Genomic DNA, 19,343 nt, shown 5'->3' with positions numbered 1-19,343 from the left:
GATCATGATTCATTATTGATGGCTCTCCTTAATTTTCTGTAGTTGCTAGGAGAGGTGCCGTATAGTTTCTTGAATTTTTTATTAAAGCTTGCAATGTCAAAATAACCCGACTCATGAATGACATCTTTAATCAGCTTGTCACTGTGCACCAACTGATCGCACACTTCCTTCATCCGCAGCTCTGTCAAATAATCCATCATCGTTAATCCGGTTTTATCTCGGAAATGCCGGCTCAAATAAGGCGAGGACATTCCGATTGAATCCGCCATGTCGCTGAAATTGAAATTCTGGTCTTTGAAATTAGACTCGATATGCGCCTTGATCTCTTCCAATAAGTTTCTGTCCGTATTTCCGATCCTCTTGTTCGTGTAAGAGCAAATATTAATACCGATTTCATAAACATTCTTTTTTAACTGCTCCACTGTCTCGAATTGAGCGAGCTTGGTTAAATCCGGCATTCCTCCGGGCAATTGCTCCCACTTAATGTTCAAATCGCGTACAACTTTCATCAAAGTGTTGATGATTTCGAAACAATAGTAGCGCGCCATATACAACGGAATATTTTGCTGGCCCAATTGTTCGGTAATCTCTGCAAGAATGCATTCCATTTGCTGAATATTCCCTGATTCAATGCTAACGCTCATCATCTGAAGTTTCTCGTAAGGTTGCCAGTTCGACGTTGCAGTGTCGGCGATATCCGCATAGTGGATGATTTGCCCGCCTCCGCGCAATAGGCGGTAATCCAGTGCCGAGGAAGCTTCGACCATAGACTTAGATATATCTTGCCAACTGCCATATACGTTCCCCACGCCGACATTCAGTTTCAGCCCCAACTGTGCTTCCATATTCGACTTGATTTCCGCTATATCCGATTCAACGAACGATATATGGCTCGTATCCGCGACGATATTAAAAATATAGACAACTTTGCTGTCGTCAAATCCTTCAACACGATAGAGGTCCAGTTTCCCGGGCTTGGACCATTTTTCCTTTGCGTTCGACAAGCCCAAAAGCGCTTTATTAGAAGAATCTGCGGCAATAATGACGACAAGAAAATAAGGAAGCGTGAAGTGCAAATCGCTTTCTTTCAAAAGGAATCTCCACTCGTGTTCGTCAGCGATATGCCCCCGCAGAAGCATGAGGAGCAAATGACTTCGAACGTACTGTTTATGCTGCCCGATCCGATCCACGAGCTCTTGATTCGTTTGTGCGACATTTTGAATCGCATGGTGAATAAAAGATATGTCGTCTTTGTGATCGTAAGAGAGCGAATCGCGATTGCCCTCCAGCGTATTCCTCAATTTGCGAATCGGCACATAGTTCAATAATAGAAAAGAGATGGCAGCCACGATTCCGGCTATAACGACGATCGCGATGCCTACATAGACCGACTGTTTGACGCGCAGCACTTCCTGAAGATACTTTTCCTTCGGCACAACGGTAAGATACGACCAATCATTGTAACGGGATTGGACAGCATTGGCGATATAGGTCTTGTTGTCGAGAATCAAGTTGGCCGTATCGCTTGAATGATCCGGTTGTACGATGGACAAATTGCGAATGGAAGCCCATTCATCCCCTTCGATTTCCCTGGATGAAGCGATCATCTCGCCTTGCTGATTCAGGATTACCGTAGTGCCTCCGTAATCGGCCAATATGTCGAGAATCATCGTCTTCATTTCCGATTCATCGACAAAAAATAGCGCGGTCCCGTAGACATACTTCTTATCCGGCGGAAGCGGATAGGCGAACAGAATAAAGTTCTTACGGGCATGCGATCCGTTAATCCTAACGTTCTGCGCGGGCATCACCCAGCGGCTTCCGGGAGATTGAAGCGTCTGTGCAAGCTTCTCCTGAACAGGACGCGAAAAAGTGAATGCCTGGGACAGAAAATCGTCCGCAGCGTAGTTGCCGGTCGACGAAAAAATGGCTGGGGCCTTATCCATGCAAAGTACTAACTGATAAATAAACCCGTCGCTATTAGCATATTTCTTCAGTTCCAGGTACGTCTGATATTGGCTGTAGCTGGATTGGGATACTTGATAGGGCGTCAACTGCGGGTTTAACGAAAGCTCCACCGCAATTCGATCGAGATTGGCCAACTTCTTGTCTACCGTATCGCGAACCTGCGTTAGCATCTGCATGTTGGACGTTACGATTTGACGTTCCATTTCCACCACGATATTTTTGAAAATCAAATAAGACATAGCCGCCAACGGCAAAATGAGCAGGAGCAAGTACGATAAAAGATATTTGAAGAAGGTTTTGTTTCTCGCCAGCAGCTCCTTCAATCCGCTTACCCCCGATTCTGTCCGATCGATTCTTAAATTCCGCACTGCGTTGCGGGAAAGCAGCCGCAGCGCGGAACTCAAAGACATTAACTGTTTTGGTAACGATCGTATACCGTTTGGTATACGTTCACCAGTTCATCAATTTGCATTTTCTTCAATGTATCCACAAATTTGTCCCATTGATCGAAGGAAGCGGCTCCCATAATAAATTTGACTTCCATCTGCGTCACATAATTGGCGATATCGGTCTGAATCGCAGCCACTTTCTTCTGCTCGTCTTCCGTCATGTACGCATTGGGGAATGCAGGCTTCGCGTAAGGCATGTTATAATCGGTAGCCGACTTGACAACCTTCTTGTCGTAATCGTTCAGTTTGGATGTATCTAGCAGGCTGCTGGAATAGTAATAAGGCATCGAGCCCCCGGCAGACGGCGTCATAGATAGGCGGAAATCTACGGATGTCATGCCATCCGGTACGGACGCTTGCTCCCAGGTGCCATCCTCATTGTCGATATAACCGGTTCCTTTGGGACCGAATTCCGCCATTTTCGTTCCTTCCGCCGAGAAGAAATAATCGGCCCAACGAATTAGCGCTTCCGGATGTTTAGCTTCTTTCGTTATTGCGAAATGCCCTCTGTCCAGCGGAGAATACAAATAGGTCGCCCGTTTGCCGTTGTACTCCATCGGAGCGAAAGCGACGTATTGTTTTTCCAGCTCAGCCCCGGCCGTAATGATGCTCCAATGGAAATACGCGCCCAATTGCCCGTTGGCTCCTTTGGCATTTTGCTGGGATGAGGTTAAGCTGAACATTTCAGGATCGATCAGTTTTTCCGTATATAACTTGTTCAGGTATTGCAGGGCTTCTTTGTACCGGGGATCCATCGCCGCAGGAATAATTTTGCCGTCGTCCCCGATTACGATATTCTTATATTTCAACAGTCCGAACACGTTGGCGATAAACAGATCCATGTCATCTTTCGTGAGGGAAAATGGAATCTCGTCGGGCTTGCCGTTTCCGTTCGGATCGCCCTCTTTGAACGCTTTCAACGCCGCGTACAGCTCGTCTTTGTTTTGCGGCGCTTTCAGATGAAGCTTATCCAGCCAGTCTTGATTGATCCACATCAGCACCGTTTCCGCGCTTGAAAATTCGTTGATATGGGGCAAGGTGTAAATATGCCCCTCCGGAGTTACCAACTGCTTGCGGTATTCGGGATGCTCTTCGAACAGCTTCTTTAAATTAGGCGCATATTTGTCGATCAAGCCTTCCAAGGGGATCAAGGTCCCGTTGTTTCCGTTCGCCAGCACCTCCTGGTCGGACAGACCCACTGTGAACGCATCCGGAAGATTGTTGGACGCAAAGATGAGCGATTTCTTCTCTTCGGCGTTCTCCGCCGGGATAGACGTCCAATCGATATGAATATTGGTCATCTTCTCGTATTCTTGATAGACCGGCATCTGATCCAGCGGAGGATTTCCTGCGCCTTGCAACCCAACCATCTTGATTGTAATTTTGTCGTTGACGATTGGAAAACCGCTGTCATTGAAATTGGAATCGTTTACATTTTGACTCGCGGAAGCGGTGCTTGTTGCCCCCGTATTTACATTCTTCCCTTCGTTGTTTGAATTGGCAGCACATCCTGTTATCGCCGCCAACCCTACTGCTGTTGCGACCAACCCCGTATACCATCTGACTTTACTGCTCATCTTGCGCATTCCTCCCTAATATTTTGTTTGTCTTGGTCATGGTGACTTCCTCATGATAGGGAGAGCCGGCGACTTCTGTAAACGCATTCATTTTTGCACACTTTGTTCTTTTTGATTTGCGCTTACTGTTTAAGCAAGCGGCTTAAACAGTAAGCTCGTAATACAACAAATAAACAGATTGATACACAGTATACGGACAAGACTTTTGAAGGTCAAGAAAAGCAAACCCGTTAAATAATGATCATTTACTTCTCTTTGGCGCTTCAGTACGATGTGGGCGATAACAAGTTCAACTACGAAGGAAGGAAGCGTGAAAATGGAAAACAACCGCAAAAGCTTCGAATTTGACCCTATTGTCCCCTTCTTGTTTATTGAGGAGGAGAAGGAGAACATGATGGCGGCGCTGCGCAAATTGCGGTATGAAACCGGTATTAGAAGAGTATTGCTTGTTTTCCCCGTATGGAATGGGGATACCAAAGGACCAAATGCCGAGCTGGCATATGAGAAATTTGGCGACTTGCTGTGCGATGTCAAACAGCAACTGGCAGCCGACGGTATGGAGATTGGCTGGTGGTGCGCGCCTTCGCTAACGCTAGGGCCGGATGCAGACCGAATGGAAGCGGATTCCCCCCGTATCCAACATCTTGTAGGAATTGACGGAACCGTTTCCCAATCCGCATGTTGCCCGATCGATCCAGACTACCAGCTTTTATTCAGTTCTTATGTTCGGACGATCACAAAAAAAGCTCGCCCTTCCATCATCTTGTTTGAGGACGATTACCGTCTAAGCTGCAATTACGGTGTCGATTTCGGGTGCTTCTGCCCTCGGCATTTGGAGCAGTTCTCATCTAGGATTGGGAGGCAGACCTCAAGGGAGGAACTCGAGGCGTTGTTCTCCACCGGGGGAGAACAAGCTGTCGAATACCGCAGGTTATGGGCGGAACTGATGCGCGATTCCTTAGTCGAGCTGGCGACCCGGTTGCGTTCGACGGTAAACGAAATCGCACCCGACACGCGGATGGCGCTCTGTCAGCCCGGCATGTCCGATTTCGATGGCGACATGACCGGTCCTGTCGCTCGGGCTTTCGCCGGAACGACAAAACCGCTCGTGCGCCTCTGGGGAACATCATACAGAAGCGACAATGCGGATTCCTTGCCGGAGATTACGTTTCATATGCTTTACTCGAAGCTTGCTTTGCCAGAGGACTTCGAAATCATTCATGAGTCCGATACTTACCCTCATTCACGCTTTTTCTTCTCCGCGACCAAGCTTCGGGCATTGATTGCCCTGTCCATGGTGTACGGATTCGACGGCTCTTTGTCGTATCTTACCCAATATACGGACGGTCCGCTTGAGGAGAAGGGCTACACGGCAATGATCAAAGAAAGCCATGATTTCTTCACTGGCTTGCGGCATTCCGTCGAGGGGTTCCGCCTGACCGGTCCGCGCGTGCTTTATCGGCCGCTCGCGCATGTACACCGGGGCAGTTATCGCACGACGCCTGCTTGGGCGCAAGTGCTAGGGAAATTCGGCATCCCTTGCGTGCCGTATACTCCCTCCGATGCTGCAGGTTCCCTTCCCCTGTTCGTAAATGGCGAGAACGTGCTGGAGCTTTCGCCGGAAGAAATCATGTCCATGCTGAGCGGGAGCGTTTTCCTTGACGGACTTGCGGCTTACTATTTATGCCGAATGGGTTACGGGGAACTGATCGGGGCGGAAGTGAGCGAGATGGGGCCGAATGAATTGCGGGATATCGGTCACGAGCGTGTCACACCGGCGAATGTATGGCGCGATAATACGGAAGGCACGCGCATGTATTTTTCGGATCAGGCAGGCCCTCGGGAAGAATCGGGCGCTTTCCGCCTGAAGCCGCTGGCCGATGCGGTGATCCTGTCGCAGTTTGTGAGTGAAAACCGGGAAGTCGTCTCGCCTTCGGTTGTGTCATTCACCAATCGGCTGCAGGGGCGCATCGCAGTATTGGCCTTTAATTTGCAAGCCAATCGCAACGAGTCCATTCTGAACTACAAACGCAAAGAGCAGTTCAGAGGCATCGCGGAATGGTTGGGCAGCCGATCTCTCCCGGTCTATTCCGAGCAACCAAGCCTATTCGTCGTGGCGCTGGAGCATCCCGACAACGGAATGAAAATGACCGCGTTATTTAACTTGAGTCTCGACGAGACCGCCGGCGTCCAGCTTGTGACCGATCGAGCCTGGTACTCGCAGAACATCGAGTTCCTTGATGATCATGGCATATGGCAAGCGGTTTGCAACGTTAGCTGGGAGAGAAACGATGACGAACGCTATCGATTATCGATAGCCAAGTCCTGCTCCACGTTAAGACCTTTGGTGTTCCGGTTTTCAAATTGATGAAAGATAGATGACGTCCGTACGAACAAGAGACCGCCAGCCTGATAAAGGCAGCGGTCTCTTGTTTCATCCATTGTCAATTTATTCCCAATTTTTAAGGCAGCAAATGTGGTCCGCCGCTTACCGGGTACATCGGCAAGCTGCGGAACGCCTCGGCGTATTTCACGCCGATCGCCATGCCTCGCAGCGATGACGCTTTCGCCATGAACTCGACGTATTCCATACCGTATAAGTGCTGCAGCCATGTATCTTGGCTTTCATGGCAGCGCAGCATCTGGCATTTCGTCTCGAACGTGTCGGTGATGTCGACGTAAGCCTCAGGCTCAAAGCCGATCGAGCCGATATTATCCATGATAAACACATGGGGGACCTTGTCCATGTGCGGATACTCAGTCTCGATCAGCCGAACGGTGACGGGAATGCGGCAATCGCTGGCAATCTCGCCGGAAATCCGATGATCCGGATGATAATCGCTGGCGCCGTGCACGAACATCACGTCCGGATTCGCTTGGCGAATGGCATTGATGAACGCCATCCGGGTCTCTCTCTCATGGAACAGAAACTCGTCGTCGAACCCGAGCCATATCAAGTCAGCTCCAATGATCGCAGCAGACTTCTCCGCTTCGCTCCGGCGAATGGCGGCGATTTCTTCCTTCGTATGCGTCGGCGAACCGACGTTGCCGTTTGTGGCGACCATAATCGTTACCTGGTCGCCTCTTGCCGCATATTTGGCCAACGTGCCGCCGCACAAAATTTCGACATCGTCAGGATGCGCCCCGACTGCCAATACTCGCATAACAATCCCCTTCCGACTATTCGTTGTTTTCAACGACAACCTTGATCCGATCCTGGCCGCCGGCGAACGCGCAAGCAATCGCTTGATCCAATTGCTCGTAAGAGTATCGATCGGTAATCATCGGTTCGACGTTAATCCTGTTGGCGGCAAGCAATTCGACGACACGCGGCCATACCCGAGGGGCATTGGCACTGCCGATGCAAGTGATTTCCCGTAAAATGAGATCCATCACGTCGATTTCCACTTTATGCTCGGGCAAGCCGAATAGCAGGATACGCCCACGATTCGCCACCAGTTTCTGAGCAAGCTGAATCGTCTCCGTCTTGCCGACGGCTTCGATGACGACATCGTAACTTTGCTCATCCACGACGGATAACAAGTCACGTTCCCTGATGTTCACGACTTCATCCGCTCCATAAGCGAGCGCCAGCTCGAGCCGTTTCTTTCTTGATCCGGCCACTGTAACGTGTGCAGCGCCTTGAAGCTTGCAGAGCCTGGCGAAAAACAGTCCCGTCGGGCCGTCGCCGACGATAATGGCTCTTTCTCCGGCACGAAGCTGAACTTTATCCATTCCGCCCAAGCACACATGGATCGTCTCGCATTGGGACGCGACATCGTAGCCGACGGATTCGGGCAGGGGATACAGATTATTTTCCGAGATAACGACATATTCCTGCCAGAAACCCGACCGATTCAGTCCATACTCTCGATTTTGCGCGCATTGGTGCTTATCGCCCGTAAGGCATGCATTACAACGACCGCATCCAATGCTTGGATCCAGCGTACAACGATCTCCTATTCCAACCCTTGTAACGCCTGCACCGACCTTCATGACCTCTCCGGCCGCTTCGTGTCCGAGGGCATACGGCGGCTCTGCGAAAGAAACGTTCCGTTTCATGATGTGTAAATCCGTCGCGCAAATGCCGATCGATCGGATTTTTACAAGCACATCATGCTCGCGAAGTTCCGGCAACGGCAGCGACGTCATCTCGGGTACGAGCGATCCGTTCCATATCCATGCTCTCGTTTCCACCCGGCGCACCTCCTCGAATTTCATCTACGATGATCTTATCTGTCGCAGCGGTACTTCTCAAGCGCTTCTTCGTTAATCTCAATTCCAAGTCCCGGTTTGTCGGTAATTTGCGCGTAGCCGTCCTTGACGACAATATCGCTTTGCAGCATTTCCTGGCGAATCGGCGTTTCGGCGACACAGTATTCCAGCAGGCTGCCGTTCGGGATCGCCGTAATCAGATGCAACGATGCCGCGATAACAATGCCGCTGCTCCATGCATGCGGAACGCAAGTCAGGTGATGGGCATGAGCCAGCTGGGCAATCTTCTTCGCTTCGCTCAAGCCACCGCAACGGGTAACATCGGGCTGAATAATGTCGACTCCGCCTTGTTCGATCAACTGCCTGAACCCGTAACGCGTCGTCTCGTTCTCGCCGCCGGCAATACGGATCGTCGTCGTCTCAGCCAGCTTCCGATAACCGTCGTAGTCGTCGGCAAACAACGGCTCTTCGATCCAATACGGTTTATATTGTTCCAGCTCTTTAATAAGCGGCATGCGGGAAGCGGCATCGATCGGGTGATCGTCGGATGGAATAAAACCAAGATCGAACAACAGATCAACGTTAGGTCCCGCCGCCTCGCGAGAAGCTCTGACCAACTCAATAATTTCACGATTGCCTTGCTCGAATCCTCCCCAGCCAAGCTTAATCGCGGTATAACCTTGCTCGACCCACTTCTTCGTTTCGTCGAATGCTTCCTCTGGCGTATACGGCATGAGCGTGCTCGCGTAGGCCCGCACTTTCCCCCGTTGTGCGCCGCCAAGCAGCTTATAGATCGGCTTGTTCAGCGCTTTGCCGACGATATCCCATAGCGCAATATCGATTCCGCTCATCGCATGAATAACAACGCCGCGTCTGCCATAGAACTGACTGCCGACGTACATTTTCTCCCAAATGCGTTCCATTTCAAATGGATCTTCCCCGATGATCATCTCGCCAAGACCGCGGCATATGCGATGGGAAGATGGCGACTCGATGATAGATTTCACGACCCATGGTGCCGAATCCACCTCACCATAGCCGACAATACCTTCATCCGTATGAACTTTAATGATAATACCGTCCTGCGCACTATCGTTATTTAACTGAACATTTTCCTTCTGACGAACAGGAATCGCTTCGACCTTCGTAATTTTCATGGGATAGCCTCCTGAGGCGGATTTTTAAAAAACTAGGTTCAACATACAAAACCAATATAAATGAATTTTTGTTATATTGTCAACAATAGACTGTAGATTGTTTGGAGTGTACATTCCGTTTGAAATCGGGTATGATTTGAAAATAGAGCCGACACTCGAGGAGATGCCCATGACCAAATTCCAGTTTAAAAGCCAGGAAACGATCCCGCTTCGCCAGAAAATTGCGACGGATATCCGTAACGCCATTATTCAAGGCGCGCTTAAACCAGGGGAAAAACTGAAGGAACAAGAAATAGCCGCACAGATGGGAATAAGCCGGGGGCCGATAAGAGAAGCTTTGCGCGACTTGGAGGCAATGGGGCTTGTGGTGAGTTTGCCGTATAAGGAAACTGTGGTCGCCGATGTCCGGAAGGAAGAAATCGTCGATCTATTGCTGCCGACCCGCCTGCAGTTGGAACTTTACGCTCTCAAATATAATCTTGCCGAGCTTAACGATGAGATATACGGTAGGCTGGAGGACATCACCGAACGGATGGAGCAACTGGCCGCTAGCGGGGATATCGCGGGGCTGGTGGAAGAAGATATTCAGTTTCATGAACACATCCTTTTTCTGTCCCAAGACTCTTCGTACGCTTCGCAAATATGGAATGGCATCGTTAATCGGATGAGGTTGCATTTCATGAAAAATACGAGCCAATACTCCGATCTCGCCCAAATGTCCGCCGAGCACAAACAGCTTATCGAAGCGCTTCGGACCCAGGATTTCGCCCGCATTAAAGAGGCTTGGGAGAAACACATTCGCGATGAAAGTTGTTTGCTGTATTTGTAAAAGAAAAGAAGAGTAGGTGGCCTACTCTCCTTCGATAAAGTATTTTTCTTCCCCGGGCTCGATGATCCCTTGACCTTGTGTCAAATCTATGAGCCATTCGTGAAAACGCTCCGCTTCTTCTGCTTCGGGAAGGCATACGACGCGCACGCGGTCCGTGAACGCTACTTCGCCTACGCGGTAACCACGACCTCGTACTTCATTCTCTAGTTTGCCGTACCACGTGTAGTCGACATCGACGATCACCTCGCGATGCAGCACGTTCACGATCGGCTCCGCCGCGTCGATGCCGGCAACCGCCCCATCCGTGTAGGCACGCACGAGCCCACCCGCCCCGAGCATAATGCCGCCGAAATAACGAGTAACGACAACGGCGACATTTTTTAATCCGCGATGTTTAATGACTTCGAGAATCGGCTTGCCCGCAGTTCCGCTAGGTTCCCCATCGTCGAGCGCTTTCTGGAATTGGTCGCGTTCGCCGACGACATATGCCGAGCAGTTATGCGTGGCATCCCAATATTTCTTCTTCAACTCTTCAATAAAAGCAACCGCTTCTTCCTCGGTCGCTACTGGCTTCGCGTGACCTATGAAGCGGGATTTCTTGATGACAATTTCCTGCGAGCCGTACCGACGAACGGTAGAGTAACGTGGGAGCATGAATCTCTTCCTTTCTTGAGCACTCCCAGATTACCACATTTCATTGTTAAAGTTGTAGATAATGCTTAAAGCCCTTTCCTCAAAAATGCTCGCTTTAATTAGTTAGTCTCAGTGAAGCATCAATTCTGCTTCGCACAGTGCTTCGAGCGTCGAGTTACTTACGATGGTGCATTAATTCTGCCTCGCACATAGCTTCGAGCGTCGAGTTACTTACGATGGTGCATTAATTCTGCCTCGCACAGTGTTTCGAGCGTCGAGTTACTTACGATGGTGCATTAATTTTGCCTCGCACAGTGCTTCGAGCGTCGAGTTACTTACGATGGGACATTAATTCTGCCTCGCATGGTGCTTCGAGCGTCGAGTTACTTACGATGGGACATTAATTCTGCCTGGACGGAGCTTCGAGCGTCGAGTTACTTACGATGGGACATTAATTCTACCTCGCACAGTGCTTCGAGCATCGAGTTACTTACGATGGTGCATTTATTCTGCCTCGCACAGTGCTTCGAGCATCGAGTTACTTACGATGGGACATTACTGCCTGGACGGAGCTTCGAGCATCGAGTTACTTACGATGGGAGATTAATTCTGCCAGGTTGGAGCTTTGAGCGTCGAGTTACTTACGATGGTGCATTAATTCTGCCTGGACGGAGCTTCGAGCATCGAGTTACTTACGATGGGAGATTAATTCTGCCAGGTTGGAGCTTTGAGCGTCGAGTTACTTACGATGGTGCATTAATTTTGCCTCGCACAGTGCTTCGAGCGTCGAGTTACTTACTATGGGACATTAATTCTGCCTCGCATGGTGCTTCAAGCATCGAGTTACTTACGATGGCGCATTAATTCTGCCTTGCACAGTGCTTCGAGCGTCGAGTTACTTACGATGGGACATTAATTCTCCCCGGACTGTGCTTCGAGCGTTAAATTGCTGCGTTAAAACGAAAGCTAAAAACCACAACTGCCGGAGGATCTCATCAGTCAATGATTGACCAATGAAAACCCTTCGGCAGTTGGGAAAAATTAGATTTGTTACTTTACGAGTTGGTTGAGCAAGGTTTGTCCGAATTGGATGGAGCTTTGATATTCATTCTGATACTCGCGAACGATATCCAAGCTGAATCCTCCCGCGTTCAACTTCGCGATCGTATCGTTGATAATGCTCGTGTACTCCGCCTCGCTGGCCGCAAACGCTGCCGACCCTTGCTTGTACAACAGCGATTTCTCGTGCGTGGTCTCCAACTTCTTAAACTGGAGCGCGATACTCGTTAGTTCGTGCTGTGCGTTGATTTTCAACGACATCAGCTTTTGTTCGGCTTCCCTCGTAATCGCTTTGTACAACTTTTGTTTTTCATTACCGTTGCCGTTACCATTGCCATGACCGTTTCCGTTACCATTACCATTGCCATTTCCGTTGTTCCCATTGCCATGACCATTGCCATTGTTGCCGTTACCGTTACCATTGTTGCCGTTACCGTTACCGTTACCATTGTTGCCGTTGCCGTTACCGTTACCATTGTTGCCGTTTCCGTTACCGTTGTTGCCGTTTCCGTTACCATTGCCATTTCCATTTCCATTATTACCGTTGTTGCCATTGCCGTTGTTGCCATTACCGTTGTTGCCATTGCCGTTGTTGCCATTACCGTTGTTGCCATTGCCGTTGTTGCCATTACCATTGCCGTTGCCATTATTGCCATTGCCATTGCCGTTGCCATTATTGCCATTTCCGTTGCCGTTGCCGTTGTTACCATTGCCGTTGTTACCATTACCGTTGCCATTACCATTGTTGCCGTTACCGTTGTTACCATTACCATTGTTGCCGTTGCCGTTGTCCTTATCAGGCTTGCCCGCTTGATTCAGCAGTTGCTGGATCGCTGGAGCGACGACTTTCTCGATCCAGTTCACCAAACCTCCCACAATCCCGTTCGTCACAACGGGTTTAGCCGCAGGTTTGGCATTGGCTGCCGCTTCCGCAGTCTGGCTACCGATACCAGCCCCAATCGTCGACGCAACGAGCACGACGGCCAGCAAGCCGCTTATAACTTTCAGCTTCATTCTCATCCTTCCTTTCCGATCATTCACGTTTGCGATTGTCCAACCTTCCTTCCCTGGTGCGCCATCTCCATCCCGCATACGCCGCGAGCACGCCGATGGTCCCTCCCGTCATATCAACAAGGACATCCTGGACCGCCGGCGTTCGAAGAGCCGCTTCGGACTGCAGCGTCTCGTCCAGCATGCCGACAAACATTGTCGAGGCTATGCCTCCGCACCACGCGACCCATTCTTTTCCCCGTAGACCGGGAATCTTGCGCAACGCGAAGGCGGTCACGCAGGCCAGCACAGCGTAGACGCCCAAATGGGCGCTTTTGCGAAACAGAAACTCGACGAACCGGTAAGGTTCCTTCTTAGCTACGATCGTTGCGCCATTATAATGGACCGTCACGTCGGGCACCGCGCTCGTCATCACCTCCTTAGGCGCAACATCATGCAAGAAGGACTGAATGCTTTGATCCGCATACGGCTGCCGGGACAAAACTACAATGAGCAACAACCACAGCAAGGCAGGTATAACGACAACAAGCTTAGAAATTCGCCGTATGAAGACCACTTCCCACGACATTCACCGGCCTGCGTCCGACGGAATGATAAGTAAAACCATGCTGCTGCACCGAAAGAGGCGAGATGCAGTTTCGCCCGTCAATCAACACCGTCGCATTCATAAGCCTTTTCGCTCGGGTTAGGTCCATGCCCACGATCTCCGGCCACTCGGTCAGAATGACGCACGCATCGCATCCTTCCAACGCTTCCTCCACCGTGCCGCAATAACGAACCGATTCGGGCAGCAGAGGCTTGGCCGTTTCCGTCGCGATCGGATCAAAGGCGCTCACGCTCGCACCAAGCTGTACGATTTCCGGAACGATTGTCAGCGATGGCGCATAACGCATGTCGTCCGTATGCGGCTTAAATGCCAGCCCCAGCACGGCGATTCGTTTCCCTTCGATCGTTCCGATCGCTTGCTTGAGCTTGTCCGTTACGATGAGCCGCTGTTTGTCGTTCGTTCGGATAACTGCCTTCAGCAGTTCGAAATCGTAGCCCGACTGATCTGCGATATGAGCCAGCGCAAACGTGTCCTTCGGAAAGCAGGAGCCGCCGTAACCGATGCCCGCCTGCAGGAATTTACCGCCGATTCGCGAATCAAGCCCCATGCCTTCGGACACCTGAACCACGTCCGCACCTACACGTTCGCAGATGTTGGCGATGGCGTTGATGAACGATATTTTCGTAGCGAGAAAAGCGTTCGCCGCATACTTGATCATCTCCGCGCTCTCGAGATCGGTTAAATAAATGCGGGTGCCGAACGGCGCGTGCAAGTCGGCGATCGCTTTGCTCGCTTTGTCGCTGGAAGATCCGATAACGGCACGATCCATGTTCATGCAATCGGAAATCGCCGAGCCTTCGCGCAGAAACTCCGGATTGGACACGACGTCAAAATGAACGGACGGGTACTTGCGGTGGTTGGACACAATTTGCCGCACAAGCTCTCCCGTCCCGACCGGAACGGTGCTCTTGTTTACGATAATTTTGTATCCGTTCAGATGTTCGCCGATTTTCCGCGCAACGTCCTTCACATATTTCATGTCCGCCTCGCCCGTCTCCGACATTGGCGTGCCGACGGCGATGTACACGATATCGGATGCTTCGATCGCCGCCCCGACGTCGGACGTGAAAAGCAGCCTCCCTGCTGCCGTGTTTTTATCGATTAGCTCTTTAAGTCCCGGCTCGTAGATCGGCACGATCCCCCTTCTCAGGGAGGCGATCTTCGTTTCGTCGATATCGCAGCAAATAATTCGGTTGCCGATCTCGGCAAAACAAGTTCCCGACACAAGCCCGACGTATCCCGTTCCGATGACCGCGATTTTCTGCATGTTATTTCGCCACCTTGTTCAAGAATGCGAGCTCGCGCTCATAAGTCGCTTGAATGTAAGCCAGCACGTCGTTCCTCAAGTCCCCCCGCTCAAGCGCGAAGTCAAGCGTTGCTCGAATGAACCCGAACTTGTCCCCGACATCGTGCCTGACGCCATCGAAATGATAGGCGACGACCGTCTTCATCTCATTCAGCTTCTTGATGGCGTCGGTTAATTGGATCTCTCCTCCGGCGCCCGCCTCCTGCGTTTCCAGAATTCCGAAAATTTCAGGCGTCAGCACGTAACGACCCATTATCGCGTAATTAGATGGAGCCGCCTTGCGCGACGGCTTCTCAACGAGCGACTCGAGGAAAAACACGGACGGCTCGACCGACGATCCGCTAGGCGCGATAATGCCGTACTTGGACACATCTTCGTCCGGGACACGCTGCACCCCGACGACCGACGAATTGTAACGGGAAAACACTCTCATAAGCTGTTTCAAGCACGGCTCCGACGATTGGACGATATCGTCGCCGAGCAGAACGGCGAACGGCTCGTTTCCAACGAAGCTGCGAGCGCACCAGATTGCGTGGCCGAGTCCTTTTGGCTCCTTCTGACGAATGTAGTGAATGTTGGCCATATCCGATATGGAACGGATTTGTTCCAATTCCTTGTTCTTGCCTTTCTTGCCGAGCGTCTCTTCGAGTTCGAACGACTTGTCGAAGTGGTCTTCGATCGCCCGCTTGCCGCGGCCGCTGACGATCAGAATGTCCTCGATGCCGGAAGCGATCGCTTCCTCTACGATATATTGAATCGTCGGCTTATCGACGATCGGGAGCATTTCCTTCGGCTGTGCTTTTGTCGCGGGCAAGAACCTCGTACCGAGGCCAGCCGCCGGAATAATCGCTTTACGCACTTTCATGTCGCAATCCCCATCCTTTCATCTTATCCAGCAAACAATCGATCACGCGATTCTGTTCTTTTTCGGTCATGCTCGAGCCGGAAGGCAGGCATAATCCTTGCGCGAACAAGCGGTCGGAGACGCTCTCGCCTTCTTCGTGCGGATAATACGCGCATCCTTGCATAAGAGGCTGAAGGTGCATCGGCTTCCATACCGGACGGGCCTCGATATTTCGCTCCGCTAACGCCTCGATCAGCTCTCGCGCGGTCACTCCCGCCGTTTCAGGATCGACCGTTAGCGCAGTCAGCCACCTTGTCGCTTGACCGTAATCCGCTTCGGGCATGAACGCGATTCCCGGATAACCGGCAAACGCCTCTTCGTAACGCTGGTAGATGGCGCGCCTTGCTTCGACTCTTTGACCGAGCAGCTCCAGTTGGCCTCTTCCTACACCAGCCAGTACATTGCTAAGCCGGTAATTGTAGCCGAGCTGAGTGTGCTCGTAATGGGCTTCGGGTTCCCTAGCTTGGGTTGCCCAATACCTTGCCCGCTCGAGCGCAGACTCGTCGTGCGCCACCAGCATGCCCCCGCCTGACGTCGTAATGATTTTGTTTCCGTTAAACGAATAGATGCCGTAATGGCCAATCGTACCGCTCGCTCTTCCTTTATAAGTCGCCCCAAGCGATTCCGCGGCGTCTTCGATGACCGGAACGCCATATCGAGCGGAAAGCGCCATAATCGGATCCATATCCGCGCTCTGGCCGTACAAGTTCACGACAATGATCGCTTTCGGCAGCTTGCCAGCTCTGGCCGCACGGGTGAATGCCCGCTCCAGCGCCGGAACGGACATATTCCATGTCGCCGGGTCGGAATCGATGAGCACAGGCTCCGCTCCCAGATATAACGCCGGGTTGACGCTGGCCACGAAGGTGAGCGACGAAACGAACACCGTGTCACCGGAACCGACGCCGGCAAGCCGCAGAGCAAGATGGATCGCGGACGTGCCTGAGTTGAGAGCAAGCGCGCCTTTGGAGCCGACGTGAGCCGCCGTTTCCCGCTCGAATGCTTCAACGTTCGGGCCGAGCGGCGCAACCCAGTTCGTAGTAAACGCTTCGCGTACGTACAACTGCTCCTTCTCGCCGATGTGCGGAGGCGACAAGTGAATTCGGGATTGCTGTTTCTCCTGCATGCTTTCTTTCTCTCCCCTTCCAAAATGACTAGATGAGCGCATGATTCACGCTTTCTTTGTTTCGAATGTGCGAAGCCGGGACGCCGACAGCCGTGCAACGCGCAGGCACGTCGCGGATGGCGACCGCCCCGGCTCCAAGCGTGCTCCATTCTCCGACTGTCACACCGGGAATGACACTCGCTCCGACGCCTAGATGAGCGCCTACAGCGACATGAACGCCTCCCGAAATGACTGCGCCTGGAGACAGATGGGCATAATCGCCAACCAAACAATCGTGCTCGACGACCGCTCTCGTGTTCACGATGGCGTGTCGCCCGACGATTGCATCGGCGTTCAGTACCGAGCCGGCGAACACGACGCTTCCGATACCGATTTCCGCGCTCGGGCTCACCGTCGCCGCAGGATGAACGACGGTTGCATATTTCTCGTCGGGCAAGTCGAGCCGAGAAACAAGCTGCTGTCGAGTCGCATTGGCGCCAACCGCGATGATGACGCGTGCATCCCGAATTTGATTAAGCAGCGATTCGATGGAATACATCGGGGCGTGCAGAACTCCCCCTTTGATTCGTTCGTCCACATATTTGTCGTCTACGAACGCGGCGATTCGGTACTTGCCGGACGCCGTCGCCGCCTCTGCCGCAACTTTGCCGTGTCCTCCCGCTCCGACGACGATGAGCCACTTCATGTCTCCGGTCAACTTCATCATAAAGTCCCCTCCGCTTGGCGAGTGCCGGTGAATTTGCCGACCGTAGCGTGCCCGTCTTGGGCGATCCCTTCGCGCCGGACGACTTTGAGCGCCGTAAGCGCCATGATTTTCAAATCGAGTGCAAGCGATTGATTGCCGACATACCAACAATCCAGACGGAATTTGTCTTCCCAGGAAATTGCATTGCGGCCGTTCACCTGCGCCCAGCCCGTAATCCCGGGGCGCACGTCGTGGCGTCGCGCTTGTTCCGGCGTGTACAAGCTTAAATATTCCATGAGCAATGGTCTTGGCCCGACAAGGCTCATGTCGCCTTTAACGACGTTCAGCAGTTGAGGCAGCTCATCCAGACTTAAGCGCCGGAGCATCTTGCCGAATGGAGTCAATCTTGCTTCATCCGGCAGCAATTGCCCCTCCGAGTCCCTCCGGTCCGTCATCGTCCGGAATTTCAGCACGTGGAACGGTTTGCCGAACCTGCCGGGCCTTGTCTGACGAAACAGCACCGGAGAGCCGAGCTTTAGCCTCACCAGCGCGGCTACGATCAGCAGCACCGGAGACAATGCGACGACCGCAGGCACGGCGATCGCCAAATCCAACGCCCGCTTCACGAATGCTTTTCTCCGTTGTTCCCGCCAAGTTGCCCGGGCCGGACCTCGAGGAGCAAGCTCCCGGTACATGCGGCTTAATCGATCGACGACAAGATGTTCGGTGAATTCGTTCCGAATCACCTCGCGTGCCTTCTCACCCATTTTCCGCCGCAATTCTGCGTCCTCCATCACTCTCGCCAGCGACTCGGCCAGCAGATCCGCTCTTCCGAGCGGCACGAGTTCCCCGGATAGGCCATGACGGACGAGCTCCCTCGTGCCAAGCGCGTCAGTGGCGACTACGGGTTTGGCGAACGCCATTGCCTCCATGACAATTCGCGGAATGCCCTCCTTGTCCGACGTGAGGACGATCGCATCCGCCAGCGCCATGTGCGAATACAACGGCGATTGATACCCGACGAGCAGGACGTCTTCGGCCAGCCCCAGTTCGCCGATTCGTTCGCGGACGGAGGTTTCAAGAGGCCCATTGCCCGCAAGCAACGTCGTAAATTGCAGCCGTCCGGAATTCTTAAGAAGATCAAGCGCCTCCAGCAGCATGCCGTGATTTTTGACCGGCTCGAATCTGGCTCCCATCAACAGCACGCCGCGCCCCTCCGGAATGCCGTACGCCGTGCGAAGCATAGCAAGAGACATGTCCGGAATGGCCGCCCGTTCGCGATCCAGCTTCTCCAAGTCGACGCCATTGCCTTCCCACGTCACCGGCTTGTACGGCGCAAGCTCGCGCAATCTTGGCACGTCCTCACGATTCTGAGACGAAAGTCCATGGCAGAACATCGCCCCGATTCGTTCCAGCGTCCGATATAACCGATACGTTCCACGGGATTGTCCTTCGAAGAAAGGCAGCCCGTGGCTCGTATGCACGATCAGCGGCACCCCGGCAAGCTTCGCCGCGATTCGGCCGAGCACCCCGGCTTTGGCCGTATGCGTATGGACGATATCGTACTTCTCTTCGCGGAAAAGCCGCCGAAGCCGCCGAATCGATTTCCAATCTTCCCATAACCGAATTTGCCTGTTCATAGGGACAAAGCGAAGCTTGAGCCCGGTTTTTCCCGCTACGCTCTCGTCATAACCTTCGCGCGAAGAGACGAGATGCACGTCGTAGCCGGCGCTTCGAAGCAACTCCAATTTGTCAGCCAATATTTTGTGGCTTGTTGCCGACGTACAGACATGGGCGATTTTACTCACGAACTCCCT

15 protein-coding genes and 1 pseudogene are annotated in these 19,343 nt (G+C 52.2%); 2 read left to right on the top strand and 14 right to left on the bottom strand.

Annotated elements, in window-relative coordinates; genetic code table 11:
- Positions 1-2: 2 nt before the first annotated feature.
- Both ACFPOF_RS02365 and ACFPOF_RS02360 read right to left on the bottom strand, forming a co-directional pair.
- Positions 3-2,291 (bottom strand): AraC family transcriptional regulator, encoded by a 2,289-nt coding sequence (locus tag ACFPOF_RS02365; RefSeq protein ID WP_378129244.1) that lies wholly within the window; start codon positions 2,289-2,291, stop codon positions 3-5.
- Positions 2,292-2,377: 86 nt separating this feature from the next.
- The gene (locus tag ACFPOF_RS02360) at positions 2,378-3,994 is read right to left on the bottom strand and encodes a type 2 periplasmic-binding domain-containing protein (protein ID WP_378129242.1); all 1,617 of its coding nucleotides are present in this window, start codon (positions 3,992-3,994) and stop codon (positions 2,378-2,380) included.
- Positions 3,995-4,310: 316 nt separating this feature from the next.
- Between ACFPOF_RS02360 and ACFPOF_RS02355 the strand changes: the two genes are divergently transcribed.
- Positions 4,311-6,362, top strand: coding sequence for a histidine phosphatase family protein (locus ACFPOF_RS02355; RefSeq protein WP_378129240.1), 2,052 nt, complete (start codon positions 4,311-4,313; stop codon positions 6,360-6,362).
- 94 nt (positions 6,363-6,456) lie between these two features.
- Here ACFPOF_RS02355 and ACFPOF_RS02350 read toward each other — a convergent pair whose 3' ends face one another.
- Genes ACFPOF_RS02350 through ACFPOF_RS02340 form a run of 3 tightly spaced genes read right to left on the bottom strand, consistent with a single transcriptional unit; the run spans position 6,457 to position 9,366 of the window.
- On the bottom strand, positions 6,457-7,158 hold the full coding sequence (locus ACFPOF_RS02350; RefSeq protein WP_378129238.1) for a PIG-L deacetylase family protein: 702 nt from the start codon (positions 7,156-7,158) through the stop codon (positions 6,457-6,459).
- Positions 7,159-7,174: 16 nt separating this feature from the next.
- Positions 7,175-8,191, bottom strand: a complete 1,017-nt coding sequence (locus ACFPOF_RS02345; protein WP_378129236.1) for a zinc-dependent alcohol dehydrogenase — start codon at positions 8,189-8,191, stop codon at positions 7,175-7,177.
- 35 nt (positions 8,192-8,226) lie between these two features.
- Positions 8,227-9,366 (bottom strand): mandelate racemase/muconate lactonizing enzyme family protein, encoded by a 1,140-nt coding sequence (locus tag ACFPOF_RS02340; RefSeq protein WP_378129234.1) that lies wholly within the window; start codon positions 9,364-9,366, stop codon positions 8,227-8,229.
- A 169-nt stretch (positions 9,367-9,535) separates the two neighbouring features.
- Here ACFPOF_RS02340 and ACFPOF_RS02335 point away from each other — a divergent pair, with 169 nt between their 5' ends.
- A complete protein-coding gene (locus tag ACFPOF_RS02335; protein ID WP_378129232.1) occupies positions 9,536-10,195 on the top strand; it encodes a GntR family transcriptional regulator in 660 nt (219 codons plus the stop codon).
- 21 nt (positions 10,196-10,216) lie between these two features.
- On the opposite strand, the gene ACFPOF_RS02330 is transcribed toward ACFPOF_RS02335, so the two are convergent.
- The 9 genes and pseudogenes from ACFPOF_RS02330 to ACFPOF_RS02290 all read right to left on the bottom strand — a co-directional run.
- Positions 10,217-10,849: a YigZ family protein gene (locus ACFPOF_RS02330; RefSeq protein WP_378129230.1), complete on the bottom strand. Its 633-nt coding sequence runs from the start codon at positions 10,847-10,849 to the stop codon at positions 10,217-10,219.
- A gap of 1,029 nt (positions 10,850-11,878) precedes the next feature.
- Positions 11,879-12,901, bottom strand: coding sequence for a hypothetical protein (locus ACFPOF_RS02325; protein WP_378129228.1), 1,023 nt, complete (start codon positions 12,899-12,901; stop codon positions 11,879-11,881).
- Between the two features lie 19 nt (positions 12,902-12,920).
- The gene (locus ACFPOF_RS02320) at positions 12,921-13,466 is read right to left on the bottom strand and encodes a VanZ family protein (RefSeq protein WP_378129226.1); all 546 of its coding nucleotides are present in this window, start codon (positions 13,464-13,466) and stop codon (positions 12,921-12,923) included.
- Complete coding sequence (tuaD, locus tag ACFPOF_RS02315) at positions 13,429-14,772, bottom strand: UDP-glucose 6-dehydrogenase TuaD (RefSeq protein WP_378129224.1); 1,344 nt, start codon at positions 14,770-14,772, stop codon at positions 13,429-13,431. Before tuaD ends, ACFPOF_RS02320 begins: the two co-directional genes overlap by 38 nt.
- A 1-nt stretch (position 14,773) precedes the next feature.
- Positions 14,774-15,676: a UTP--glucose-1-phosphate uridylyltransferase GalU gene (gene galU / locus ACFPOF_RS02310; RefSeq protein ID WP_378129222.1), complete on the bottom strand. Its 903-nt coding sequence runs from the start codon at positions 15,674-15,676 to the stop codon at positions 14,774-14,776.
- On the bottom strand, positions 15,663-16,841 hold the full coding sequence (locus ACFPOF_RS02305) for a DegT/DnrJ/EryC1/StrS family aminotransferase (RefSeq protein WP_378129220.1): 1,179 nt from the start codon (positions 16,839-16,841) through the stop codon (positions 15,663-15,665). Before ACFPOF_RS02305 ends, galU begins: the two co-directional genes overlap by 14 nt.
- A gap of 28 nt (positions 16,842-16,869) precedes the next feature.
- Complete coding sequence (locus ACFPOF_RS02300; protein ID WP_378129218.1) at positions 16,870-17,547, bottom strand: acetyltransferase; 678 nt, start codon at positions 17,545-17,547, stop codon at positions 16,870-16,872.
- Positions 17,544-18,152: a sugar transferase gene (locus ACFPOF_RS02295; RefSeq protein WP_378129315.1), complete on the bottom strand. Its 609-nt coding sequence runs from the start codon at positions 18,150-18,152 to the stop codon at positions 17,544-17,546. The genes ACFPOF_RS02300 and ACFPOF_RS02295 overlap by 4 nt, the downstream gene beginning before the upstream one ends.
- A gap of 132 nt (positions 18,153-18,284) precedes the next feature.
- Positions 18,285-19,334, bottom strand: a pseudogene (locus ACFPOF_RS02290) (glycosyltransferase family 4 protein); the annotation flags it as partial.
- Between the last annotated feature and the right edge of the window lie 9 nt (positions 19,335-19,343).

This window comes from Cohnella soli, from assembly GCF_042655525.1.
In the GTDB taxonomy this organism is placed as follows: Bacteria; Bacillota; Bacilli; order Paenibacillales; family Paenibacillaceae; genus Cohnella; species Cohnella soli.
Note: the sequence above shows the minus strand (reverse complement) of the source record. Positions and strands in the feature narration are given on the sequence as shown.